The following is a 24,389-nucleotide window of genomic DNA, read 5'->3' on the forward strand; positions in this document are numbered from 1 at the left end:
TGCCGGGCAGCTGGAGCGGGAAGGACCGTTACCGATTCGTAGGTTACCTGCCGGTAGGCACTGTGATTTAGGTTATAGGCTAAAGGCAACCTCCGTCAGGGAGGCTGAGCAGAGCTGGACACAGCTGAAGTAGTGAGGAGCTAACTTGCGCGAATACAGCGTGCCCGTCCTGGTTGACGTTCCGCGGGATGCCAACATCGCCGACCTGGTGGTTGAGCAGGCGCAGAAGGCATCGAACCCTGCCCTGTTTTCCCGCAAGGATTCGACCGGGGCCTGGCAGGACATCCGTGCCACAGACTTCCTCGCCGACGTGACACGTTTGGCCAAGGGGCTCATCTCCAGCGGCGTCCAGCCGGGCCAACGCGTGGGCATCATGGCCCGCACGCGCTACGAATGGTCGCTGGTGGACTTCGCGGTCTGGTTCGCGGGCGCTGTGTCGGTGCCGATCTATGAGACCTCCTCCCCCAGCCAGATCGCCTGGATCCTGGGTGATTCGGGCGCCGTGGCAGTGTTCGCCGAAAGTGCCGCCCATGAAGCCAAGGTCCGCCGGGCTGCCCTCGACGAAGGCCTGGACAACCTGAAGCACGTGTGGCAGTTGGACGAAGAGTCGCTGGATTCCCTGCGCACCGCCGGCAACGATGTACCGGACGCCGAGGTGGAGGAACGCCGCAGCGCGGCGGGCCTCGACGACCTGGCCACGATCATCTATACCTCCGGCACCACCGGCCGACCCAAGGGCTGTGAACTGACCCACGGGAATTTCGTGGAGCTGTCCAAGAACGCCGCAGCAGCGCTGCCGGACGTCGCCCACGAGGGCGCCCAGACCATCATGTTCCTGCCGCTGGCCCACGTCTTCGCACGTTTTATCTCCGTGCTCTGCGTTGCCGCGGGCGCCACAGTGGCGCATACCCCGGACATCAAGAACCTGCTGCCGGACCTGCAGAGTTACCGGCCCACGTTCATCCTGGCCGTTCCGCGCGTCTTCGAGAAGGTCTACAACAGCTCCATGCTCAAGGCGGAGGATGGCGGCAAGGGCAAGATCTTCCACGCCGCCGCCGACACCGCCGTCGCCTGGTCACGGGCCGACGCGGCGGGGAAGGTGCCGCTGACCCTCAAGCTCAAGCACAAGCTCTTCGACAAGCTGGTTTACCACAAGATCCGCGAAGCGATGGGCGGCCGGGTTGAGCATGCCGTCTCCGGCGGCGGCCCGCTGGGTGAACGGCTGGGGCATTTCTTCCACGGCATCGGCCTGCTGGTGCTGGAAGGCTACGGGCTCACCGAAACGACGGCGCCGATCTCCGTCAACACGCCCCAACTGGTCAAGATCGGCACGGTCGGAGCCCCGCTGCCCGGCAACGCGGTCAAGATTGCCGACGACGGCGAGATCCTCGCCAAGGGCGTCTGTGTGCTCCGCGGCTACTTCAACCGTCCGGAGCTCACCGCCGAGGCGTTCCAGGACGGCTGGTTCCGCACCGGCGACATCGGCGAACTGGACGCCGACGGCTTCCTGAGCATCACGGGCCGGAAGAAGGAGATCATCGTGACGGCCAGCGGCAAGAACGTTGTCCCGGCACAGCTTGAAGACCAGATCCGTGCCGATGCGCTGGTGTCCCAATGCGTGGTGATCGGCGACAACCGCCCGTTCATCTCCGCGCTCATCACGCTGGACGAGGAAGCCCTGCCCGGCTGGCTGGAACGCCACGGGCTGCCGGCCAGCACCACGGTGGAGCAGGCGGCCAACCACGACGCCGTAAGGACCGCCATCCAGGCCCTGATCGACCAGGCCAACCGGTCGGTCTCGCAGGCGGAGGGAATCAAGTCCTTCCGTGTCATCCCGTCCGACTTCACCGAAGCGTCCGGACACCTGACGCCGTCGCTGAAGATCAAGCGGGCGCAGGTACTGGCCGATTTCGACGAGTACGTGGAGCAGATCTACACCAGCGTCCGGCAATAACCGCTCCGGCGCAACGGAAGGGCTGCCGCTTGGAAGCGGCAGCCCTTCCGTTGTCTGTCCGGCCGGTCAGCGTACCGGCCTGACGGCTACGCCGGGTCGATGACCAGCAGCAGGTCGCCGCCCTGGACCTGTTCGACGGCGGAGACCGCCAGCCGTGCCACGGTGCCCCCGGCCGGAGCCGTGATACCGGCTTCCATCTTCATCGCCTCGATGGTTGCCACCGTGTCGCCGGCCTTGATGGTGTCCCCCGGCTTGACGATGACCGTGACCGCGCCGGCGAACGGGGCCGCCACGTGTCCTGGCTGTCCGGGGTCGGCCTTCTCCGCGACCTTGACCTCTGATTCGACGCTGCGGTCGCGCACCGTCACGTTGCGCTGCTGGCCGTTGAGTGTGCAATGCACGCTGCGCATGCCCTTCTCATCCGGCTCGGAGATGGCGCCGAGCATGGCGATCAGGCGGACGCCCTTCTCCAGCGCGATCACGTGTTCGGACCCCGGCTGCAGTCCGTACAGGTAGTCCAGCGTGTCCAGGACGGAGACATCCCCGTACGTCTCCCGGGTCTTCTCGAATTCCTTGGCGGGGCCGGCAAAGAGCAGCCGGTTCAGCGTGGCCCGCCGGGTGGCCGGATCCGCGGCCAACGCTGCCGAGTCCTCAGTGGAGAGCACCTCGTTGCGGGGCTTGATGTTGCGCCCTGCCAGGGCCTTCGTGCGGAACGGCTCGGGCCAGCCGCCGGGCGGATCACCCAGCTCGCCGGAAAGGAAGCCAATCACGGAGTCCGGAATGTCGAACTTCCGCGGGTCAGCCGCGAACTCCTCCGGGTCGACGTTGGCACCCACCAACTGCAGGGCCAGATCACCCACCACCTTGGACGACGGGGTCACCTTAACCAGCCGGCCCAGGATCTTGTCGGCAGCCGAGTACATGTCCTCGATCGCCTCGAACCGTTCGCCGAGTCCGAGCGCGATGGCCTGCTGCCTCAGGTTGGACAGCTGGCCGCCCGGAATTTCATGGGCATACACGCGGCCGGTCGGCCCCGGCAGCCCCGACTCAAACGGAGCATAGACGCGGCGGACCGCTTCCCAGTACGGCTCCAGCGAACACACCGCGGCCAGGTCAAGGCCGGTATCGCGCTCGGTGTGGGCCAGGGCAGCGACCAGCGCCGACATCGACGGCTGGCTGGTGGTGCCGGCCATCGGGGCGCTGGCAGCGTCGACCGCGTCCACGCCAGCATCGACGGCGGCCAACAGCGTGGCCAGCTGCCCGCCGGCGGTGTCGTGGGTATGCAGGTGCACCGGGAGATCGAATCGTTCACGCAGCGCCGAGACCAGCTTGGCTGCGGCCGCTGGACGCAGCAGTCCGGCCATGTCCTTGATCGCCAGGATGTGGGCCCCGGCATCGACAATCCGGTCGGCCAAGGCCAGGTAATAGTCCAGCGTGTAGAGGTCCTCGGCGGGATCCAGCAGGTCGCCCGTGTAGCAGAGCGCCACTTCCGCCACGGCCGTTCCGGTCTCCCGCACGGCGCGGATGGCCGGTTCCATCTGCGAGACATCGTTGAGCGCATCGAAAATCCGGAAAATGTCGATGCCGGTGGCGGCCGCTTCCCGGACGAACGCCGTGGTGACCTCCTCCGGGTACGGTGTGTAGCCCACCGTGTTCCGGCCGCGCAGCAGCATCTGCAGGCAGATGTTCGGCATCGCTTGCCGCAGCGCCGCCAACCGCTCCCACGGGTCCTCGCCGAGGAATCGCAACGCCACGTCGTAGGTCGCTCCGCCCCATGCCTCGACCGAGAGCAGCTGCGGGGTCAGGGCGGACACCGCAGGTGCTGCATTAAGCAGGTCCTTGGTGCGTACGCGGGTGGCCAGCAGCGACTGGTGGGCGTCGCGGAAGGTTGTATCCGTGACTGCCACGGCCGTTTGGGCCCGCAACTCGGCGGCAAACTTCTCCGGCCCCAGCTGCTGCAGCCGCTGCCGCGAGCCCGCCGCCGGAACCGCGGTCAGCGCGCCGGTCGCCTCGAGCGCCTGCCGCGCCGGTTCGGGCAGCTTCTCCACCGGCGCGGTGGCCACCGGCAGCTCCCCGTTCGGCTTGTTGACGGTGACATCCGCCAGCCAGGTCAACAACTTGGTGCCGCGGTCGGCGGAGCCACGGGCCTTGAGCAACTCCGGCCGTTCGTCAATGAACGATGTGGCCACATTGCCGGCCAGGAAATCCGGGTCCTCCAGCACAGCCTGCAGGAACGGGATGTTGGTGGAGACGCCGCGGATGCGGAACTCGGCCAAGGCACGCCTGGCGCGGGCCGCCGCCGTCGCGAAGTCTCGGCCGCGGCAGGTGAGCTTGACCAGCATCGAGTCGAAGTGCGGGCTGATCTCGGCACCGGTGTAGATGGTTCCGCCGTCCAACCGGACGCCCGCGCCGCCGGCGGAGCGGTAGGCGGTGATCTTGCCGACGTCGGGCCGGAATCCGTTGGCCGGATCCTCGGTGGTGATCCGGGACTGCATGGCGGCGCCGTTGACGGAGACGGTCTCTTGGGACAAACCCAGATCGGCCAAACTTTCGCCGGCGGCGATGCGCAGCTGGGACTGCACTAGGTCGACGTCGGTGATCTCCTCGGTCACCGTATGCTCCACCTGGATCCGCGGGTTCATCTCAATGAAGACGTGCTGCCCGGCCCGTTCGCCCACGGTGTCCACCAGGAACTCGACCGTGCCGGCGTTGGTGTAGCCGAGCGCCTTGGCGAATTTCACTGCATCCCGGTAAAGCGCCTGGCGGATGTTCTCGTCCAGGTTGGGTGCGGGGGCGATTTCGATGACCTTCTGGTGCCGGCGCTGGAGCGAGCAATCGCGTTCGAAGAGGTGCATGACGTTGCCCTGCCCGTCGGCCAGGATCTGCACCTCGATGTGGCGCGGCCGCAGCACGGCCTGCTCCAGGAAAACGGTTGGGTCGCCGAAGGCGGTGTCGGCTTCGCGCATGGCGGCTGCCAACGCTTCCGGCAGGTCCTTCGGGCTATCGACCCGGCGCATGCCGCGCCCGCCGCCGCCGGCCACGGCCTTGACGAAGATGGGGAAGCCGATGTCTTCGGCCTCGGCCAGCAGCTTCTCCGGATCGGCGCTGGGGTCGGTGGACTTCAGCACCGGAATCCCGGCCTTGCGCGCCGCCTGCAAGGCGTGGACCTTGTGCCCGGCCAGCTCCAGTACGTCGGCCTTCGGACCGACGAAGGCTATTCCCGCCCCGGCAGCCGCACGGGCCAGATCCGGATTCTCGGACAAGAAGCCGTAGCCGGGGTAGATGGCGTCCGCGCCGGATTCCTTGGCTACCCGAATGATCTCGTTGATGTCGAGATAGGCCCGCACGGGGTGTCCGGGCTCGCCAATGAGATACGCTTCGTCGGCTTTCTGCCGATGGATCGAATTGCGGTCCTCTTGGGGGAACACGGCCACGGTCTTCGCGCCCAGTTCATAGGCCGCGCGGAAAGCCCTGATGGCGATTTCGCCACGATTGGCTACCAGGATCTTTGAGAACATTTCACTCCTGCATCATTGCCGGGTTCCGGACTGGGAATTTGAGACACGACCGTCCGGCGCCGTAGCCAGCCGACTCAGTGAGCCAAGTCTCACGGACGGCCCGGTGGACTGGCAAGCCAGTGTTGCACAGATCACCTCCTTGTTGTTGTTCTCGGCCCGGATGTTACGGTGCCGCGGCGGGCGCGGAAGAGAAATGCCGCGGCACCGCGCCGATGGCACAGTCTCCTGCGGCGCTCCACCTATGATGGATAGGGTGCCGTGAAGACTTATCCGGCGCAGAAGCCCCACGACTCGATACGTTAGGTTTTGGTTTTTACGTGCAAGTAGTGAGCATCAGCAGCCTCAAGGGCGGGGTCGGCAAGACCTCGGTCACGCTAGGCCTGGCCTCTGCGGCGCTGGCAGCGGGAATTCCCACCCTGGTCATCGACTTGGATCCGCACGCTGATGCCACCACAGGGCTTGGCGTCAAGCCGTCCCACCAGACCGACATCGGCCGGCTGCTCAAGAACGCACGCAAAGCCGATCTGGCCCAGAACGCCGCCCCGAGCGGGTGGGTGGGGGCAGCAGAATCCGGCCCGTCCACCTCGTCGGGCCGAAAGGTCCTTGATGTCGCCGTCGGGTCGGCCTACTCCGGCATCTACGACCGCCCGGACCTGAGCCGCCGGGACCTGCGCCGGCTGTCCACCGTACTCTCGCGCGTGAACGGGTACTCACTGGTACTCATAGACTGCCCGCCGTCCCTCAACGGCCTGACGCGGATGGCCTGGACTGCCAGCAACCGGGTGTTGCTGGTGGCCGAGCCCAGCCTCTTCTCGGTTGCCGGCACCGAACGCACCATGCGGGCGATCGACCTGTTCCGGGAGGAATTCGCGCCGGATCTCAAAACCGCAGGTGTAGTTGCCAACCGAGTCCGGCCCAGCTCCAACGAGCACAATTACCGGCTGGGGGAAATGAAGACCATGTTCGGTGACCTGCTGCTCTCCCCCACCATCGTGGAGCAGGCGAACTGGCAGCAGATCCAAGGTGCGGCACATTCCGTCCATCAGTGGCCCGGCGAATCCGCCAGGCAGGCTGCCTCGCTCTTCGACGACCTGCTCAAGAACATCACTGATTCGGGCCGGATGCGCAGCCGTGCGCTGCGCCGCCAGCCCAGCTAACCACGCGGCTCCCCTCGGCCGTGCCGCGGCGAAAACCGCCCCGATCCGACATCAACAGCGGGAGGGGCTCCGAAAACCGGAGCCCCTCCCGCTGTTGTTTAAGTTGTGCTGAGGTCAGCTGATTTTGCGCGCTGCGCGCCGGCGGCTCAGCTCATCGTCGTGGAACTCGGGCTGCTCGGCGGCGTGTTCACTGGGGAGCTCTGCGAGGCTGCCCTCGACCTCCCGCCACACCCGGCCGACGGCAATGCCGAAGACGCCCTGTCCGCCCTGGACAAGGTCGATGACTTCATCCGCGGAGGTGCACTCGTAGACGCTGGCGCCGTCGCTCATGAGGGTGATCTGGGCCAGATCTTCCACGCCGCGTTCGCGCAGGTGTTCAACGGCCGTCCGGATCTGCTGCAGCGAGACACCGGTGTCCAGCAGTCGCTTCACCACCTTCAGGACCAGGATGTCCCGGAAGCTGTAGAGGCGCTGGGAGCCGGAGCCCGACGCACCGCGGACGGCGGGTTCCACCAGGCCAGTACGGGCCCAGTAGTCCAACTGCCGGTACGTGATGCCGGCCGCCTTGCAGGCCGTGGGGCCGCGGTAACCGGCGTCCTCATCCAGCACGGGCAAGTCTTCGGTGAACAGCAGGCCCTGGGCGCTTGCGGGTATGGCAGCACCGGTCGTTCGAGCGTGCGGCATCTCGCCTGCATCACCTTTAGGACTCACGTGAACCCTCCTTGTCGAAGTTCCCTGTGGGGAAGTGAGCATCGCAGTCAGCCCAGAGGTCTGGTCTCAGTCTGCCCTGAGTTGGCCTGCGGTGCAATGGGAACTGTATGCTTCGACGTTAGAACGGCCGGGGCCGCCGGTCAAAGATGCTGGCACTTTTGCTGCGGCGTGTCGGATCCGCAGCCCCCTGGCCCCGCCGGCCTGAACCCGGAATATGAGTCCCGCCAGCGCTATTTTTCGAAGTCCTCGGGCTCCACATCCGCAAGGAATTCGCGGAACTGGCGCAACTGGCTCTCCGCATTGTCCTGCGCTTCGCCGCCGGATTCATCGTCGTCGGAAGCTTCGGCGATCTTGACCCCCGCCTCCTCCATCACCTCGTCCGCGCAGTAGATGGGGCATGGCACACGCAGGGCCACCGCGATGGCATCCGAGGCACGGGAGCTGACCGTAGCGCCGCCGTCGAAAACCAACTCGGCGAAGAAGACAGTATCCTGGACGGTGACCAGGCGGACTTCGGTGATGCGCCGGCCCAACGCCTCCACCACATCGTTCAGCAGATCGTGCGTCATGGGACGCGGCGGCTTGATCCCTTGCTGGGCGAACGCGATGGCGCTGGCTTCCGGAGCACCTATCCAGATGGGAATATGACGTTCGCCGTCGGTTTCTTTGAGCAGCACCAGCGGCTGGTTCGACGGAAGCTCGATGCGGACTCCGACAACCTCTAGTTCGAGCATGGCTCCTCCGTTCAGCGCTCCATCTGCGACAGATGCCCATGGACCAGGGCAGTGTGCAGATTCAGGCACAGATCGCTGATTTCCTTGGCGGTTTCCGCGGCACGCGCACGGGAGGCGACATCGCGGCGGGACGCCAACGGCGCCACGGCCCGCTCCACCAACCCCACTTCGCGGTCCGCCGCGGCCCGGAAGGACCGGAGGTGCCGCGGTTCGATTCCGTGGCTACCCAACTGCATGCAGGCGCGGACCACCTTGAGAGCGTGTTCGTCGAACCGCGTGTCCTGCTCGTGGATCAGGCCGTAGGCGAGCAGGTCGTCCACCAATTCCTGCGAAGCTCCGCTGACCTGCAGGAGCTCGCCCCGGGTTAGTGCCCGGCCGCGACCATTCAGTTCAGCGGCAAGCGGGTCGGAGACCATCCGGGGCGCCAGCGTCATTCCGCCGGGCAGCGCCTCAGGCCGCTCGCCGCGGTCGATCGCGTCCAGATAGTCCTTGATCACCTTGAGCGGCAGGTACTGGTCCCGCTGCAACGCCAGCACAAAACGGAGCCGTTCAACGTCCTGGCCAGTGTATTTCCGGTAGCCGGCCGGCGTGCGCTGGGGGCTGATCAGCCCCTTTTCCTCCAAGAACCGGATCTTCGAGGCGCTGATCTGTGGGAACTCGTCCGTCAGCTGCTGCAACACCTCGCCGATATTGAGGACGCTGCTGCGGTAGCCCTCCCGGGACGACCCGAGGGTGCGCCGCGCTGGCTGGGACGCCGGCACCGGTTAGCCCTGCCCCTTTGCCGCCGTGCCTGCATAGAAGGTCAGGCGGAACTTGCCGATCTGCACTTCGTTTCCGGTCCGCAATAGCAAGCTGTCCACCCGGTCGTTGTTGACGTAGGTGCCGTTGAGGCTGCCCGAGTCAACGACCATGAAGCCGTCCCCGGACCGACGGAATTCGACATGTTTGCGGGAGACCGTCACATCGTCCAGGAAGATGTCCGCCTCGGGGTGCCGGCCAGCCGTGGTCACGTCCTGGTCCAGCAGGAACCGGGCACCGGCGTTGGGGCCGCCGTGGGCTATCAGCAGCGCCGAGCCGGCCGGCAATGCTGCCACCGATGCTTCCTCCTCGGAGCTGAGCATCGGCGTGGCTGCGTGGACCACAGTCTGCGGCGGCAAAAAGATGGATGTGGTTTCCGCATGCGCCTCCGGGTGCCGGCCTTCGCCGTTCCCTTTGTTTGCGGCGTTGCGAGCGTCGCCCACCATCAATAGATCCTCCGTAAAAATGTAGCGGCCAACCGGTCCAAGACCGGCTGGCCGTCGATTGGTTCCGGTAGCTCTAGCCTACCTGCTGTTCATACTCCGGGGCACTGAGCAGGGTCTCCAGTGCCCCGGGATCCGAGAGCTTGACCTCCAGCAGCCAGCCCTCCCCGTAAGGATCGGAGTTAATCAGTGCCGGATCGGACTCCAGCGCGTCGTTGACGGCCACCACTTCGCCGCTCACCGGAGCGTAGATGTCGCTGACACTCTTGGTCGATTCCACTTCACCAACGACGTCGTTAGCGGTGATGGAGGAGCCGGCTTCCGGCATCTGCACATAGACCACGTCGCCGAGGGCGTCCTGGGCAAAGTCGGTGATGCCCAGGCGCACAGTGCCCTCGGCATCTGCGGCAGCCACCCACTCGTGCTCAGCGGTGTACTTCAGGTCTGCGGGAATATTGCTCATCGGTTGCCTTTCTCGCACCATGGACGTCCAGTTGCTGCAGGCAAGGAACGAACTCCCCGCCATCGCTGAAAGTATAGGCACACAAGGCCCTGCACAAGCTAATGGAAAGGCCCGTTGGCCTCACCGGACCACTCGACCTTTGCGGCGGAACCGGAGCCCACCGGCCGAACGGCGCGCCGGGCAGCGTCGCGTGAGGCGTACGCTGTACACTTGTCACGGTAGATTTCCCCGTGATGATAGGTGGCGGAATGAGTCGGAACGCCGACGGCAGAACGCGCGTGCGCCTCAACCGGAGCCGGGTCCTGGAGACCGCCGTCGCTCTGGCAGACACGCTGGGGATCGACGCGCTCAGCATGCGCCGGCTCGCGCAGGAGCTCGATGTGGTCCCGATGGCGCTGTACAAGCACGTCGCCGACAAGGAGGACCTGCTCGACGGGATGGTGGAGGTGCTCATCCGGGAGATCGACCCGCCGGCCCCAGGCGCCGATTGGAGAAACGCCATCCGGCAGCGGGTGCTCTCTGCCCGGCAGGCGCTCCAGCGCCATGCGTGGGCCCGGCAGGCGATCGAATCCCGTGCACGTCCCACCCCCGCCGTGCTGGAGTATCAGGATTCGTTCGCCGGTATCTTCCTCGCGGGCGGCTTCACCCCGGATCTGGCCCACCATGTCATGCACGCCTTGGGGGGTCGGATGTGGGGATTCACGCAGGAACTCTTCGACGGGTCGGCCGCCCCAGCGGCGGAAGCACCGCCCGCGCTGACGCCGGAAGCGCAGGCGGCCATGTTCGCCCAGATGCAGGAGCTGTACCCGAACATCGTCACCGTCGCCACCGCGGCGCAACACGACGACGGCTCGGTCGTCGCTCACGGCTGTGACGATCAGTTCGAGTTCGAATTCGCGCTGGACCTGCTCCTCGACGGATTCGAGAGACTCCACCGGCAGGGCTGGTCGTCCGCGCAGGTGAGGAAGCAGCATGATCCGGCCCGCTAAGCCAAGGGCTCTAGCTTGGCGTTCAGCCCACCCACACGACAACGTCCCGCTGCCCGTCTGGGCGGCGGGACGTTCATTAGTGCCGGAAACCACAAAGGGCCGCTAACCAGTATTTCTACTGGCCAGCCGCCCTTTTCTGTCGGGTTGACAGGATTTGAACCTGCGACCCCCTGACCCCCAGTCAGGTGCGCTACCAAGCTGCGCCACAACCCGAAGTTCCGCCTTCATGCATCCGGCGGAACCACCTCAAATACTGTACAGCATTTTTGCGCCCGCCATGACCACTCGACGCGGCCCCAGGGCGGCGGCCGCCGGCACGTTGTCCGGCGGCCACAGCTTGGTCAGCGCTTGCGTGCCCGCTTCTCGCGAACGCGCATGCTGACTTCGATCGGGGTTCCTTCGAAACCGAAGGTTTCGCGCAGCCGGCGGGTGATGAACCGGCGGTAGCCAGGGTCCAGGAAGCCGGTGGTGAACAGCACAAACTTTGGCGGCCGCGAGGTCGCCTGCGTGCCGAACAGGATGCGCGGTTGCTTGCCGCCGCGCACCGGGTGCGGATGGGCGGCCACCAGTTCGCCCAGGAACGCGTTGAGGCGGCCGGTGGGGATGCGCTTGTCCCAGGACTCGAGCGCCCGGTCCAGCGCCGGCACGAGCCTGTCCTTGTGCCAGCCGGTCTTCGCCGAAATATTCACCCGAGGAGCCCACTCCACGTGGGCCAGGTCCTGCTCGATCTCGCGTTCGAGGTACCGGCGGCGGTCGTCGTCCAACAGGTCCCACTTGTTGAAGGCGAGCACCAGCGCCCGGCCGGAGTCGATCGCCAACTGCAGGATGCGCACGTCCTGCTCGCTGAGCACCTCATCCACGGCCAGCAGCACGACGGCGACCTCCGCCTTTTCGAGCGCGGCCTGCGTCCGCAGCGACGCATAGAAATCGGCGCCCTGCTGCATGTGCACGCGGCGGCGGATGCCGGCCGTGTCCACGAACCGCCAGGTGCGTCCGCCCAGCTCGATCATTTCGTCGACGGGATCACGCGTGGTGCCGGCCAGCGAGTCGACCACCACCCGTTCGCTGCCCGCCAGCTTGTTGAGCAGCGACGACTTGCCCACGTTCGGGCGGCCGATCAGCGCGACCCTGCGGGGACCGCCGGTGCGCTCCAGTCCCCCGTAGGCGGAGAATTCGGGCAGCACGTCCATGACTGCGTCAAGCATGTCGGCCGCGCCCCGGCCATGCAGCGCCGACACGGGGTAAGGCTCGCCGAAGCCAAGGCCCCACAGCGTGGTGGCTTCGGCTTCCTGGGCCATGTCGTCCACCTTGTTGGCCACCAGGATGACTGGCTTCTTCTTGCGGCGCAGCATCTTCACGACTGCTTCGTCGGTGGCGGTGGCGCCCACGTTGGCGTCGACTACCAGCAGAACGGCGTCGGCCATGTCCACCGCGATCTCGGCCTGGTCGGCCACGCGGGCGTGGATTCCCCTGGCGTCGTGTTCCCAGCCACCGGTGTCCACCAGCGTGAAGGGGCGTCCGTTCCAGTGGGCCGAGTAGGAGACGCGATCACGGGTGACACCGGGGGTGTCTTCGACCACTGCCTCCCGGCGGCCCAGGATCCTGTTCACCAGCGTCGACTTGCCCACATTGGGCCGGCCCACGATGGCCAGCACCGGTGCTACGCGGAGCGGCTCTTCCTCGGAGATGGGTTCTTCTCCGGCGGCCAGCAGCGCGGCGTCTTCGTCATCAAGCTCATAGTCCGCCAAGCCGGCGCGCAGCGATGCTGCCCGCAACTCGGCTTCGTCGTCGTCAAGCGCAAGCATGCGCTCGACGACCTGGTCTTCGCCCGCCGGACGGTATTCCTCGTCGGCCGGCCGTTCCGCCGGGGAGGATCCGGGCTGGGTCTCACTCATCGTCTGTTCCTTCTGGGTAGGCTGCAAGCCGGTTGTCGTCGCGGGTGTTGTCGGCCGGAAGCCGCTGCCCGGTGAACGCCACGCTGTGCCGGACATGGCCGGACAACTGCCGGCGGATCGCTTCGGCTGCAGTGTCCATTGAAACACGCCCGGACGCCGAGGGCAGCCGCCGATAGGTCTGCGGTGTACCGAACGCTACGTGGAAGACCCTGCCGGGCCGCGGGATGGTGTCCCGGTGCTCTCCGCTGATCCGGGTGCCGAGCACCGCCACGGGCACCACGGGAGCGCCGCTGATCAAGGCCAGCCAGGCCACCCCGGAACTGACCTCGGCGGCGTCCCCGGCGCCCCGGCTTCCCTCGGGCAGGATTCCGACGCAGCGGCCCTCGTCCAACAAGGCCCTGGCGTCGCTGAGGGCCGCCCGGTCACCGCTGCGGTCCACCGGAATCTGGCCGGAGTAGTGCAGGAGCGTGCCGAGGAACCCGGTGAACATTTCCCGTTTGACCAGCACGTGCATGGGGCGCGGCGCCGCACCCACCATCACCGGACCGTCGAGGTAGCTCAGGTGGTTGGCTGCGAAGATGACCGGGCCGCCGGCCGGAACATTTTCGCGTCCATGGATCCGGGTCCGGTAGACCAGATGGTCCAGTACCTTGCCCACCGGCCGGCCCCAGCGCGGACCCCAACGGACGGGGGTTGTGAATCCCCCGGCCCGGGCGGGCTCAGTGCGCGGCATGCCGCACGACGGCGAGCACCGCTTCCACGGTCTGTTCGAAGTCCAGGTCGGACGAATCCACCGTGAAAACACCGTCCGCGGCCTCGGAGAAATTCACCACCGTCGAATCCTTCGCGTCCCGGGCCAGCACCTGCTCGTGCAGGTCCGCGTCGCTCTGGGTTCCGCCCAGTTGGAGGCCGCGCCGGCGCAGCCTGGCCTCCTCGCTGGCGGTCAGCAGCAACCGCACCTCGGCGTCCGGCGCGACTACCGTGGTGATGTCGCGGCCCTCGGCAACAATCCGGCGGCCTGAATCCGCAATGATCTGCTGCTGGCGTCGGACCAGTTCGGCCCGTGCACCCAGCGTGGTGGCCACGGCGCTGACCGAAGCGGAGATGGACGGCTCGCGGATCTCGTCGGTGATGTCGGTCGAACCGATGCGCACAAATTCATCGTCCGGGTTGGTGCTGATCTGCAGGTCCACGTCCTTGCAGGCTTGCTCGACCGCAGCCGCATCGGCCAGGTCCACACCGGTGTTGACGCAGTACCAGGTCACGGCGCGGTACATGGCTCCGGTGTCCAGGTAGGACGCGTGCAGCCGGCGCGCGGTTTCCTTGCTGACGGACGACTTGCCGGAGCCCGAGGGCCCGTCGATGGCGACCACCAGGGCCTTGCCCAGCCGGTAACGAGCCATGTCCACTTCCGCCGCGCTCATTGCACAACCTTCCATCCATGTGAGGTGAGATATTCGATCAGTTCGTGGCGCTTGCTGGGCAGCACCGCAATCTCCGCCAGCCCCACCGGCTGACCGGCCGAGTGCGCCAGGCGGAGGTCTTCCAGGTTGATGCCCACCTCGCCGATTTCGGTGAGCAGGCGGGCGATTTGGCCAGGGGTATCGTCGACCAGCACGGTCAGCCACGCGAACGCCTGCGGTGGCGCACCGTGCTTGCCCGGAATCCGGGCCTGGCCGGCGTTGCCCTCGCTGATCAGCTGGGCCATATCCAGCCGGGCGCCGTCGGCCTCCGGCTGTTCCAGAGTGTTGATCAGCCGTTCCAGATCCTCGCGGACGCCGTACAGCAGGTCCACCAACCGGGCCGCATTGGCGCCCAGGATCTGCACCCACAGCGCCGGGTCGCTGGCGGCGATCCTGGTCACGTCGCGCAGGCCTTGGCCCGAGAGCGACAAGGCATGGGCCGGCGTGTCCTGCAGCCGGCTGGCCAGCAGCGAGGACATGACCTGGGGCAGGTGCGAGATCATCGCCACGGACGTGTCATGCTCGTCCGCAGACATCCGCGACACCACGGCGCCCAGATCGATGGCCAGCGCCTGTGCGGTCTTCACGGCGCCCGGCAACGACAGCTCCGACGGGCACAGGACCCACGGCATCGACGTGAAGATCTCGCCGCGGGCCGCGACCGGACCCGATTTTTCCCGGCCGGCCATCGGGTGGGTGCCCACGTAGCGGCCAAGGTCGGCCTCGGTCAGGTCCGGGTCCTTGGCCAGTGCCTCGAAGATCGACGTCTTGACGCTGGCGATGTCCACCACGATGGCGTCCTGGTAATCGCGCAGGGCCTGGGACACGACGGCGGCGGTAACGTCCGGCGGAGCCGCGACGACCACCAATTGTGGCTCCACGCGTTCGTCTGCCGGCAGGACGCGTCCGGCGCCGATGTCCTGTGCCACGGCCTGGGCCGACGGCGAGGGATCCGACAGCAGGACGTCAATGCCGCGGGCACGCAGGCCGAGGCCGATGCTGGCTCCAAGCAGCCCGGTTCCGATCACCAGGACCGGTCCGGACAGATGGGTAGCCTGCACATGTGCTGGGTTCACCTGCTACATCCCCACCAATGCCAGCAAGTGTCCGGCTTCTTGGCGGCCCAGCGCGCGGATGCTGCCCTGGCGCTGATCGCCCAGCCGGATCGGTCCGACCTGGATCCGGACCAGCCGTTCCACCGGGTGGCCGACGGCGTCGAACAAGCGCCGTACCACCCGGTTTTTGCCCGAGTGCAGCACGACTTCCACCAGGACGTGCCCCGGCGTGGAGTCCACCAGCTTGAACGAATCAACCGAGGAGACGCCGTCTTCCAGTTCGATTCCGGCCTTCATCTGCGCCCCAACACCGTGGGCCATGGGCCCGCGGACCTGAACCAGGTACGTCTTGGGGACCTGGTAGGACGGATGGGTGAGGCGGTTGGCCAATTCGCCGTCGTTGGTCAGCAGCAGCAGGCCCTCGGTGGCCTGGTCCAGCCGGCCCACATGGAACAGCCGCTGGCCCTGCTGGGGCTTCAGGTAGTCGCTGATGCACGGGCGCCCTTCGGGATCCTCCATCGTGGAGACAACGCCCTTGGGCTTGTTGAAGACCAGGTAGGTCAGCGTCTCGTCCATCTGCACGCGGATACCGTCCACGTGGATGACCGCGTGGGCGGGATCCACCCGCACGCCGAGCTCGCGCACGACGACGCCGTCCACTTCAACCCGGCCGGCCTGGATCAATTCTTCGCACACGCGGCGCGAGGCGACACCGGCCCCGGCGAGGACCTTCTGCAGGCGCACGCCCTCGGGATCGTGCGAATCGGAGACCGCTCCGGCGCCCGTGCCGGCGCGCGAACCACGACCGGGTCGGCTGACCGGGCCCAGATTCTGGCCGAAGCGCTCCCGGCCGAAGGCCTTGGGCCCGGCGGGGCGCTGCGGCTTCGCACCGCGGGCCTTGACTGCACCGGCCTTGCCCGCACCTGCCTTGCCTGCACCGGCCTTGCCGGCTGCCTTGCTGCCGTACGGTTTGCCGGTTCCCGGCTTACCTGCGCCGGGGCCCGCCGTCGACGGCTTGCGGCTCCCCTGCTTGCCCGTGCCAGGTTCTGCCGGTCCCCTACGGGCACCATGCTGACTGGCGCCCTGACCGAACTCGGTGCGGTTCTGGTCCCGTCCGGCTCCGGCGCCGGAGCGGCCGCCGCCCGGCTTGCCGGCACCGCTCCCCTGGCCGGGACGGCCGCGTCCCTGGGCCGAGCCGCCTTCCGATCGACGCTGGGCGTCGTCCGAACGGCGGGCGTCGCCGGGACGCTTTCCGCCGCGGGGATTATTCCGTCCGGAACCGGAACGAGGCGGTTGTGTCATGGTGGATCCTTACCCGTGGGAACTACGTCAATGGTCTGGCGCTGCCGGCTGCCGGCAGTCTAGAGCGAAGCGTCGTCGTACTCGGACAGGTTTTCCAGCCCCGGCAGATGCGGGGCGATCTCCGGCAGTTCGCCGATGCTTCCTATACCCAATCTTTCCAGAAAATACGAGGTGGTCCGGTACAGGATGGCTCCGGTCTCCGGATCGGTGCCGGAATCCTCGATCAGCCCGCGTTGAGTCAGCGTCCGCACCACCGAATCAACGTTGACTCCGCGGATAGCGGAAACCCGGGCCCGGGAGACCGGCTGGCGGTAGGCGATGACTGCTAACGTCTCCAGGGCTGCCTGGGTCAGCCTGGCGGTCTGTCCTTCCAGCACGAAGGCGGACACCAGCGGGGCGAAATCGCTGCGCGAGAAGATGCGCCAGCCGCCGGCGATGTTGCGCAGTTCGAAGCCGCGGGGCGCAGCGGCGGGCAGGCCGCCCGAGGAGGCACCGCCGTCGTAATCACATTGCAGGTCCAGCAGTAGCGCCCGGACCGTGTCCACCGGCAGGGAAAGCGCGGTGGCTAATTCAATCTCCGACGCCGGTTCATCGATGACCATCAGCACCGCTTCCAAAGCAGCGCGGGCGCCGCCGGGCAACTGGTCCACGTCAATCTCCGGCGCGCCCGCTGCGTCCTTGACAGGATCAGTCATGGGTCTCCTCCCTTCCCTCCGCGGCCGTTTCCGGCATCGGGGTGTCTTCATATTCTTCGCTGAGGTTCTCGCCGGTCCATTCCGCGTCGGGGCCGGTCCAACGGACCGTCAGCTCGCCCAGCGGTGCCGCCTGGTCGAAGGCGATGACGGCGTCGCGGAACATCTCCAGCAGCGCCAGGAAGCGGGCGACCACCACCAGGGTGCCGTCCGCGTCAGCGGTGAGCGAGCGGAAGGACAGCGGCCCGCCGGCTTGGAGCCGGGCGCCCAGAATGGCGGCCTGCTCCTTCACACTGACCGGCGGCGCGTGCAGGTGCGAGAGCCCGACCTGGGTGGGGGCGGGTTCCTTGGGCTCCAGCGCCTTGGCCGCCAGCGCGGCGAACTCCGCCAGCGGTGTGCGCCAGATCAGCTCCGGCAGCAAGGCAGCGAAGTGCGGCTCCAGCGAGACCTGCCGCGGAAAGCGGTCAGCTTCCCGGGCCAATCGCTGTCCCAAGAGCGCCGCGATCTCCTTGAAGGCCTTGTACTGGAGCAGCCGGGCAAAGAGCAGGTCACGGGCCTCGAGCAGGGCGATGTCCTCATCATCTTCGACCTCGCCAGTCGGCAACAGCCGGGCGGCCTTGAGGTCCAGCAGCGTGGCTGCGATGACCAGGAACTCGCTGGCTTCGTCCAAGGCTTTGTCGTCGCCGTCGGCCTGCAGGCCCCGGATATAGGAAATGAATTCGTCGGTGACGCGGGAGAGCGCCACCTCCGTGATGTCCATTTCGTGCTTCGAAATCAGTCCCAGCAGCAGATCGAAGGGCCCGCTGAAGTTGTCCAAAGTCACAGCGAACCCGGCCGCCTTCCGGTCGCCGTCCGGGCCGGCCGGCACCGTTTCCTGAATTGCCGGAGGACGGCCAGCAGGCATCTCGCCTGCCGGCGTCAGCGTCATCAGGGGGCGCCTCCGCGCGAAATGAGCTCCTTGGCCAACTGGCGGTAGGCGGTTGCTCCGGCGTGGTTGCCGGCATAGCTGGTGATCGGCTCGGCGGCGACGGTGGCGTCGGCGAACTTGATCGTGCGCTTGATCACGGTTTCGAAGACCTTGTCTCCGAAAGCCTCCAGCAGGCGGCCGATCACTTCGCGGCTGTGCAGCGTGCGCGGGTCGTACATGGTGGCCAGCACGCCGTCGATCTGCAGGCGCGGATTCAACCGGTCCTGGACCTTCTCGATGGTTTCCACCAGCAGCGCCACCGCCCGCAGCGCAAAAAACTCGCAGATCAGCGGAATGATCACGCCGTGAGCCGCGGTCAGCGCGTTGACGGTCAGCAAACCCAGGGAGGGCTGGCAGTCGATCAGGATGATGTCGTAGTCGTCCTCGACTTTGCGCAGCGCGTGCGCCAGGACCTGCTCGCGGGCAACTTCATTGACCAGCTGCACCTCCGCGGCGGAGAGATCGATGTTAGCCGGCAGCAGGTCGATGTTCTCCACTTCGGTGGGCTGGATCGCCTCGCGTATGTCCGTCTTGCGGTCCATCAGCACGTTGTAGACGGTCAGGTCCAGCTCATGCGGATTCGTGCCGAGCCCCGCGGACAGCGCGCCCTGCGGGTCGAAATCGACCAGCAGCACCTTGCGGCCAAGCTCGGCCAGGGCAGCTCCAAGGTTGATGGTGGACGTGGTCTTACCCACGCCGCCCTTCTGGTTGACCATTGCCACGATCCGCGCGGGACCGTGCGACGCCAAGGCGGGTGGTTCAGGGAACTCGGTCAGCGGCCGGCCGGTGGGGCCCAGGACATCCTCGTCCGCTTGCCGCAGAGTGGTTGTCGCACCTTGTTCGCTGCTCACGTATCAAACCCAGCTTCCATCGTTTCGCTGCCGTACTTCTTCCTGACAAGGTTACAGCGACGGTCTTGATATCGATCGACAGGCCGCTGACGATCGGCGAGCCTTTAGCTTCAAGTAGAAGTCTAAGGTTTTGAACCCTTGGACGGCGAGCCGCGGTGGCATGGTTGGCGCTGGGAATGCCGGCCAGCAGCATCAAGGGCGCATCAAGCGCACAATATCCTCGAGGACGGCCGGGTCCTCGATGGTGGAGGGCACCGCGTACGCGTCGCCGTCGGCGATCTGCCGCATGGTCTTGCGCAGGATCTTCCCCGACCGCGTTTTGGGCAGTGCGGCGACAATTCGCACCTCCTTGAAGTCCGCCACCGGTCCTATCTGCGAGCGCACCAGCGCAATCAGCTCCTGCTGCAACTTGGCCGGTTCTACCTCGCTGCCGGTCTTAAGCACCACGAAGCCGCTGGGGCGCTGTCCTTTCAGGGCGTCGTTGATGCCAACGACTGCGCATTCGGAAACGGCCGGATGGCGTGCGACCGCCTGCTCGATCGCACCGGTCGATAACCGATGGCCAGCCACGTTGATGACGTCATCGGTGCGTCCCATCACGAACAAATAGCCGTCTTCATCCAAGTAGCCGGAGTCGCCCGTTGTGTAGAAGCCGTCGAACACGTCAAGGTAGGACCTGATGTACCGCTCGTCACTGCCCCAGAGGGTTGTCAGGGTGCCCGGCGGCAACGGGAGTTGCAGCACGATGTTCCCTTCGACCCCGGCCGGCACCGGCTGTCCGGCGCCGTCGACGATCCGCAGCCGATAGCCCGGCACAGGGACGGTCGGAGAACCGGCCTTGACCGGAAGGTGCTCGATCCCGCGCGGGTTTGCTGCGATGGCCCATCCGGTCTCCGTCTGCCACCAATGGTCGATCACGGGCACCTGAAGTGCCGCAGAGCTCCATTCGTAGGTCTCCGGATCCAAGCGCTCCCCCGCGGCGAACAACGTCCGGAGGGACGAGAGGTCATGGTCTCCGATCCGCTCGGCGAGCGGGTCGGCCTTCCGGATGGCCCGCAGCGCAGTGGGCGCGGTGAACAGGACATTGACGTGATGGTCCTCCACCACGCGCCAGAATGCACCGGCGTCGGGCGTGCCCACCGGCTTGCCTTCGTAAAGCACCGTCGTGGCGCCGGCGATCAGTGGCGCGTAAACGATGTACGAATGCCCCACGACCCAGCCGATATCCGACGCGGTCCACATCACGTCGCCCGGCCCGACGTCGTAGATGTTTCGCATGGACCACGCCATGGCCACCGCATGTGAGCCGTTGTCCCGCACGACGCCTTTCGGGGCGCCGGTGGTTCCCGAGGTGTAGAGAATGTACAGCGGATCGGTGGCCGCCACCGACACCGGCCCCGCCGGCTCAGCTGCCGCCGCGAGCCGATCCCAGTCGTGCCACACCGTAGCGCCGGCCGTGAAGTCCCCAGCCGCATGTGCGAAGCCTTCCCGGGCCTTCACAATCACGTTGTCCACGGGATGGATTGCGAATGCAAGCGCCTCTGCCACCGCGGGCAGGTACTCGATTCTTCGGGTCGGTTCGATTCCGCCGCTGGCCGTCACGATGACGGAGGGCCGGGCATCGTCAATACGCGCAGCCAGTTCCCGCGCGGCGAATCCGCCGAACACTACGGAGTGGACTGCTCCGAGTCTGGCGGTAGCCAGCATCGCCACGATCGCCTCCGGAATCATCGGCATGTAGATGATGACCCGGTCGCCCGGCCCGATCCCCCGGTCGCGCAGCACCCCGGCGAAACGCTCGACGTCGGAGAGCAGTTCCTTGTAGGTATAACGGCACTGCAGGCCCAGCATGGCGGAGTCGTAAATCAGGGCAATGTGATCCCCGCGGCCCGCCGCGACGTGCCGGTCCAGCGCGTTGACGGAGGTGTTGAGCCTCCCGTCCGGGAACCACCGGTAAATCGGCGCCGCGCTGACATCGAGCGCCTGGGCAGGTGCGCGGTCCCACTGGATGGCGGATGCGGCTGCGAGCCAGAACGCCTCCGGCTCATTGCAACTGGCCTCGTACGTTGTTTGGTAGGTGTTCACGCTAACCCCTCGGGAGCCGTTCACTGTGATGTCCGCCATAGTACCCTTCGCCTTCCTGTCAAACACGAGAGTTGTATACATTCAGGCCTATACGTGAGCCAGTTTCACCGTTTCTGTTGATATCTGCGGTCTTGTGTATACACTGGTCGTATTCCTCAGTAGTCCCAGACAGTTCCCAACACCACGATCCCGAAGGGAGGTGCCGGATGCGGGCAAGCGAGCGGGCCTATTGGGCGCTCCGCGAAGACATTGTGGAATGGCGGCTTCCCCCCGGCACCGTTCTCGGTGAAGTAGAGCAGGCGGCACGCCTGGGCGTCTCCCGTACTCCGCTTCGCGAGGCGCTAAGCCGCCTCAGCGCCGAAGGATTGACAGCCGCGCACACGGGGCGCGGGGTCGTCGTCGCCGACGTCTCGCTGGAGAACGTCATCGAACTGTTCGAGCTGCGCACCGCCTTGGAGTGCCAGGCAGCGGCGTTGGCGGCCAAGCGCGGCGAACCGGAGAACTTCCGACTGCTGCAGCATCAGTTTCTGGCGGCAGCCGAAGCCATGCGGGACTCCCTGCCCGATGCCCGGTCCTACTACGATCTGGTGGGCCGCCTGGATGCTGCAGTGGACACGGCGGCAGCCAACACCTACCTGTATCAGGCAATGTCGAACCTGCGCGTCCACTTGGTCCGCATCCGCAGGCTTGCCCGGGACAACCCCGCCAGGCTGCTGGCCTCCGCCACCGAGCATGCGAATATCGCCGGCGCTATTGCCGCCGGCGACAGCCAAGTGGCCGCTGCAGCCACCAGGATCCACCTGCATCAAAGCCTGGAACATTTCAAGACCGTCGATCCGAACCACCGATCCCCGATGCCAGCCGAAAGGACAGTCTCATGACCGTCGACCACCCTGTACGCGTCTACCGCAGCGAAGAGAACCTGCCGCGCGAGGACCAACTCGCCTACAAGATCGCCCAGGTCGCCACCGATCCGGTGGAGGTTTCCGCCGACGTCGCCGAGATGGTAATCAACCGGATCATCGACAACGCTTCGGTGGCCATCGCCTCGCTGAACCGCTTACCCATCGTCGCCGCGCGTGCACAGGCGCTGAGCCACCCGGTCTCCGGTGGCGGTAACGGCGCAGGCATCTTCGGCATCGCGCAGAAAACATCGCCGGAGTGGGCCGCGTGGGCCAACGGCGTGGCCGTGCGCGAACTGGACTACCACGACACGTTCCTGGCCGCTGACTACTCGCATCCGGGCGACAACATCCCGCCGATCCTCGCGGTGGCCCAGCATGTCGGTTCGAACGGCCGGGATCTGCTGCGCGGCATTGCCACCGGCTACGAGATCCAGGTGGACCTGGTTAAGGCCATCTGCCTGCACCAGCACAAGATCGACCACGTGGCCCACTTGGGGCCGTCGGCCGCCGCGGGCATCGGAACGCTGCTGGGCCTGGATGTGGAAACCATCTTCCAGGCCGTGGGACAGGCGCTGCATACGACGACGGCGACCCGCCAGTCGCGCAAGGGCGAGATTTCCACCTGGAAGGCCCATGCACCGGCTTTCGCGGGCAAGATGGCGGTGGAGGCAGTGGACCGGGCCATGCGCGGGCAGACTTCGCCGGTGCCGATCTACGAAGGCGAGGACGGCGTGATCGCCTGGCTGCTGGATGGGCCGGACGCCTCCTACACCGTTCCGTTGCCGGCGCCGGGAGAAGCGAAGCGCGCCATCCTGGACACCTACACCAAGGAACACTCGGCCGAATACCAGGCGCAGGCCTGGATCGATCTGGCCCGCAAGCTGCACCGGGAACACCCGGAGGCCACCGACGCCCAGAACGTGAAGTCCGTGCTGATCAAGACCAGCCACCACACGCACTTCGTGATCGGCTCCGGCGCCAACGATCCGCAGAAGTACAGCCCGACGGCCTCCCGGGAAACACTGGACCATTCAATCCCGTACATCTTCACCGTGGCCCTGCAGGACGGCGCCTGGCACCACGTCGACTCCTACGCCCCGGAGCGGGCCGCCCGGCCGGACACCGTGGCGCTCTGGCACAAGGTCAGCACCGAGGAAGACCCGGAGTGGACCCGCCGCTACCATTCGCTGGACATCGCCGAAAAGGCGTTCGGCGGCTCCGTGGAGATTACGCTGACGGACGGGACCGTCATCACGGATGAAATCGCCGTCGCCGACGCGCACCCGTTAGGCGCCCGCCCGTTCACCCGCGAGCAGTACGTGAACAAGCTGCGCACCCTGGCCGCCGGGATCGTCGAGGATGCCGAAATCGACAGGTTCCTGGCCGCCGTCGAGCGGTTGCCCGAACTGGCCGCCGGCGAGCTGGACCAGCTGAACATCCAGGCCGCCGACGGGGTCATCGACCTCTCCGCGGGCCCGAAGGGGTTGTTCTAAATGCTCTACTCCGCCACAACACCCGAGCAGAAACGCCGGATGCTGCGCGAGGGATTGGCGTCCGGGAAGCTGCAGCAGTTCCCCGGCGCGTTCAACCCGCTCTCGGCACGGCTGATCCAGGAGAAGGGGTTCGACGGCGTCTACATCTCCGGCGCGGTACTGGCCAACGACCTGGGGCTGCCGGACATCGGACTGACCACGCTGACCGAAGTCGCCACCCGGGCCGGACAAATCGCGCGGATGACCGATCTGCCCGCCCTGGTGGACGCCGACACCGGCTTCGGCGAGCCGATGAACGTGGCCCGCACCGTGCAGGAACTGGAACACGCCGGTCTGGCGGGCTGCCACATCGAAGACCAGTTCAACCCCAAACGCTGCGGCCATCTGGACGGCAAGAACGTGGTGGATCTGGAGACCGCCAGCAAACGCATCCGGGCCGCCGCCGATGCCCGCCGGGATCCGAACTTCCTGATCATGGCCCGGACGGACATCCGGGCCGTGGACGGTCTGGCGGCAGCCCAGGACCGCGCCCGCGCGCTGGTCGACGCCGGTGCGGACGCGATCTTCCCCGAAGCCATGCGCACCCTGGAGGAGTTCGCCGCCATCCGCGAAGCCGTTGACGTGCCGGTGCTGGCCAACATGACCGAATTCGGCAAGAGCGATTTGTTCACCGCCGACCAGCTGTCCTCGGTAGGGGTGAACATGGTCATCTACCCGGTGACCCTGCTGCGCAGCGCGATGGGGGCCGCCGAGCGGACCCTGGACGCGATCAAGGCCGAGGGAACCCAGCAAGCACAGGTCCCGAACATGCTGACGCGTGCGCGTTTGTACGAATTGGTGGATTATGAGGCGTATAACCAATTCGACACCTCTGTATTCAATTTCCAAGTGCCCGGTCAGCACTGACCACAAGA

The 24,389-nt window shown here is 66.5% G+C and carries 21 protein-coding genes and 1 tRNA gene; 6 read left to right on the forward strand and 16 right to left on the reverse strand.

The window, feature by feature from the left end:
* Positions 1-145: 145 nt before the first annotated feature.
* Positions 146-1,954, forward strand: a complete 1,809-nt coding sequence (locus MNQ99_RS12090; protein WP_241913108.1) for an AMP-dependent synthetase/ligase — start codon at positions 146-148, stop codon at positions 1,952-1,954.
* A gap of 86 nt (positions 1,955-2,040) precedes the next feature.
* On the opposite strand, the gene MNQ99_RS12095 is transcribed toward MNQ99_RS12090, so the two are convergent.
* Entirely contained in the window at positions 2,041-5,472 is a 3,432-nt protein-coding gene (locus MNQ99_RS12095; protein WP_241913109.1) for a pyruvate carboxylase, read from the reverse strand.
* 317 nt (positions 5,473-5,789) lie between these two features.
* On the opposite strand from MNQ99_RS12095, the gene MNQ99_RS12100 reads away from it, so the two are divergent.
* On the forward strand, positions 5,790-6,629 hold the full coding sequence (locus MNQ99_RS12100; protein ID WP_127514478.1) for a ParA family protein: 840 nt from the start codon (positions 5,790-5,792) through the stop codon (positions 6,627-6,629).
* A gap of 114 nt (positions 6,630-6,743) precedes the next feature.
* Here the strand turns inward: MNQ99_RS12100 and MNQ99_RS12105 are convergent, their stop codons facing one another.
* The 5 genes from MNQ99_RS12105 to gcvH form a co-directional block, all read right to left on the reverse strand.
* On the reverse strand, positions 6,744-7,340 hold the full coding sequence (locus tag MNQ99_RS12105) for a MerR family transcriptional regulator (protein ID WP_127514479.1): 597 nt from the start codon (positions 7,338-7,340) through the stop codon (positions 6,744-6,746).
* Positions 7,341-7,570: 230 nt separating this feature from the next.
* Complete coding sequence (locus MNQ99_RS12110) at positions 7,571-8,074, reverse strand: bifunctional nuclease family protein (RefSeq protein WP_127514481.1); 504 nt, start codon at positions 8,072-8,074, stop codon at positions 7,571-7,573.
* Between the two features lie 11 nt (positions 8,075-8,085).
* Positions 8,086-8,763 carry a transcriptional regulator FtsR gene (gene ftsR / locus MNQ99_RS12115; RefSeq protein WP_277883630.1) on the reverse strand — a complete coding sequence of 226 codons (678 nt, stop codon included), beginning with the start codon at positions 8,761-8,763 and terminating at the stop codon, positions 8,086-8,088.
* Between the two features lie 75 nt (positions 8,764-8,838).
* Complete coding sequence (locus MNQ99_RS12120) at positions 8,839-9,318, reverse strand: FHA domain-containing protein (RefSeq protein WP_127514486.1); 480 nt, start codon at positions 9,316-9,318, stop codon at positions 8,839-8,841.
* Positions 9,319-9,391: 73 nt separating this feature from the next.
* Positions 9,392-9,778: a glycine cleavage system protein GcvH gene (gene gcvH, locus MNQ99_RS12125; RefSeq protein WP_127514488.1), complete on the reverse strand. Its 387-nt coding sequence runs from the start codon at positions 9,776-9,778 to the stop codon at positions 9,392-9,394.
* Between the two features lie 248 nt (positions 9,779-10,026).
* Between gcvH and MNQ99_RS12130 the strand changes: the two genes are divergently transcribed.
* Positions 10,027-10,767 carry a TetR/AcrR family transcriptional regulator C-terminal domain-containing protein gene (locus MNQ99_RS12130; RefSeq protein WP_127514490.1) on the forward strand — a complete coding sequence of 247 codons (741 nt, stop codon included), beginning with the start codon at positions 10,027-10,029 and terminating at the stop codon, positions 10,765-10,767.
* A gap of 139 nt (positions 10,768-10,906) precedes the next feature.
* Here the strand turns inward: MNQ99_RS12130 and MNQ99_RS12135 are convergent.
* From MNQ99_RS12135 to MNQ99_RS12180, 10 genes are all read right to left on the reverse strand, one after another.
* Positions 10,907-10,980, reverse strand: a tRNA-Pro gene (locus tag MNQ99_RS12135).
* Between the two features lie 128 nt (positions 10,981-11,108).
* Entirely contained in the window at positions 11,109-12,662 is a 1,554-nt protein-coding gene (der, locus tag MNQ99_RS12140; RefSeq protein ID WP_127514492.1) for a ribosome biogenesis GTPase Der, read from the reverse strand.
* On the reverse strand, positions 12,655-13,395 hold the full coding sequence (locus tag MNQ99_RS12145) for a lysophospholipid acyltransferase family protein (RefSeq protein WP_422387457.1): 741 nt from the start codon (positions 13,393-13,395) through the stop codon (positions 12,655-12,657). Before MNQ99_RS12145 ends, der begins: the two co-directional genes overlap by 8 nt.
* A complete protein-coding gene (gene cmk, locus MNQ99_RS12150) occupies positions 13,382-14,086 on the reverse strand; it encodes a (d)CMP kinase (RefSeq protein ID WP_127514496.1) in 705 nt (234 codons plus the stop codon). Before cmk ends, MNQ99_RS12145 begins: the two co-directional genes overlap by 14 nt.
* Entirely contained in the window at positions 14,083-15,201 is a 1,119-nt protein-coding gene (locus MNQ99_RS12155) for a prephenate dehydrogenase (RefSeq protein WP_241913110.1), read from the reverse strand. Before MNQ99_RS12155 ends, cmk begins: the two co-directional genes overlap by 4 nt.
* Positions 15,202-15,204: 3 nt before the next feature.
* The gene (locus MNQ99_RS12160; RefSeq protein WP_241913111.1) at positions 15,205-16,482 is read right to left on the reverse strand and encodes a pseudouridine synthase; all 1,278 of its coding nucleotides are present in this window, start codon (positions 16,480-16,482) and stop codon (positions 15,205-15,207) included.
* A 59-nt stretch (positions 16,483-16,541) separates the two neighbouring features.
* Positions 16,542-17,177 carry an SMC-Scp complex subunit ScpB gene (scpB, locus tag MNQ99_RS12165; protein ID WP_127514500.1) on the reverse strand — a complete coding sequence of 212 codons (636 nt, stop codon included), beginning with the start codon at positions 17,175-17,177 and terminating at the stop codon, positions 16,542-16,544.
* Complete coding sequence (locus MNQ99_RS12170; RefSeq protein ID WP_422387458.1) at positions 17,170-18,102, reverse strand: segregation and condensation protein A; 933 nt, start codon at positions 18,100-18,102, stop codon at positions 17,170-17,172. The genes scpB and MNQ99_RS12170 overlap by 8 nt, the downstream gene beginning before the upstream one ends.
* Positions 18,102-18,992, reverse strand: coding sequence for a ParA family protein (locus MNQ99_RS12175; protein WP_127514504.1), 891 nt, complete (start codon positions 18,990-18,992; stop codon positions 18,102-18,104). The genes MNQ99_RS12170 and MNQ99_RS12175 overlap by 1 nt, the downstream gene beginning before the upstream one ends.
* Positions 18,993-19,184: 192 nt before the next feature.
* Positions 19,185-21,116: an AMP-binding protein gene (locus tag MNQ99_RS12180; protein ID WP_241913112.1), complete on the reverse strand. Its 1,932-nt coding sequence runs from the start codon at positions 21,114-21,116 to the stop codon at positions 19,185-19,187.
* Positions 21,117-21,283: 167 nt separating this feature from the next.
* Between MNQ99_RS12180 and MNQ99_RS12185 the strand changes: the two genes are divergently transcribed.
* From MNQ99_RS12185 to prpB, 3 genes are read left to right on the forward strand one after another with little or no spacing between them, the layout of a single operon-like run.
* Positions 21,284-21,958 carry a GntR family transcriptional regulator gene (locus MNQ99_RS12185; RefSeq protein ID WP_241913113.1) on the forward strand — a complete coding sequence of 225 codons (675 nt, stop codon included), beginning with the start codon at positions 21,284-21,286 and terminating at the stop codon, positions 21,956-21,958.
* Positions 21,955-23,475, forward strand: a complete 1,521-nt coding sequence (locus tag MNQ99_RS12190) for an MmgE/PrpD family protein (protein ID WP_241913114.1) — start codon at positions 21,955-21,957, stop codon at positions 23,473-23,475. The genes MNQ99_RS12185 and MNQ99_RS12190 overlap by 4 nt, the downstream gene beginning before the upstream one ends.
* Positions 23,476-24,381, forward strand: a complete 906-nt coding sequence (gene prpB, locus MNQ99_RS12195; protein ID WP_241913115.1) for a methylisocitrate lyase — start codon at positions 23,476-23,478, stop codon at positions 24,379-24,381.
* Positions 24,382-24,389: the final 8 nt, after the last annotated feature.

The organism is Arthrobacter sulfonylureivorans (genome assembly GCF_022637435.1).
Classification (GTDB): domain Bacteria; phylum Actinomycetota; class Actinomycetes; order Actinomycetales; family Micrococcaceae; genus Crystallibacter; species Crystallibacter sulfonylureivorans.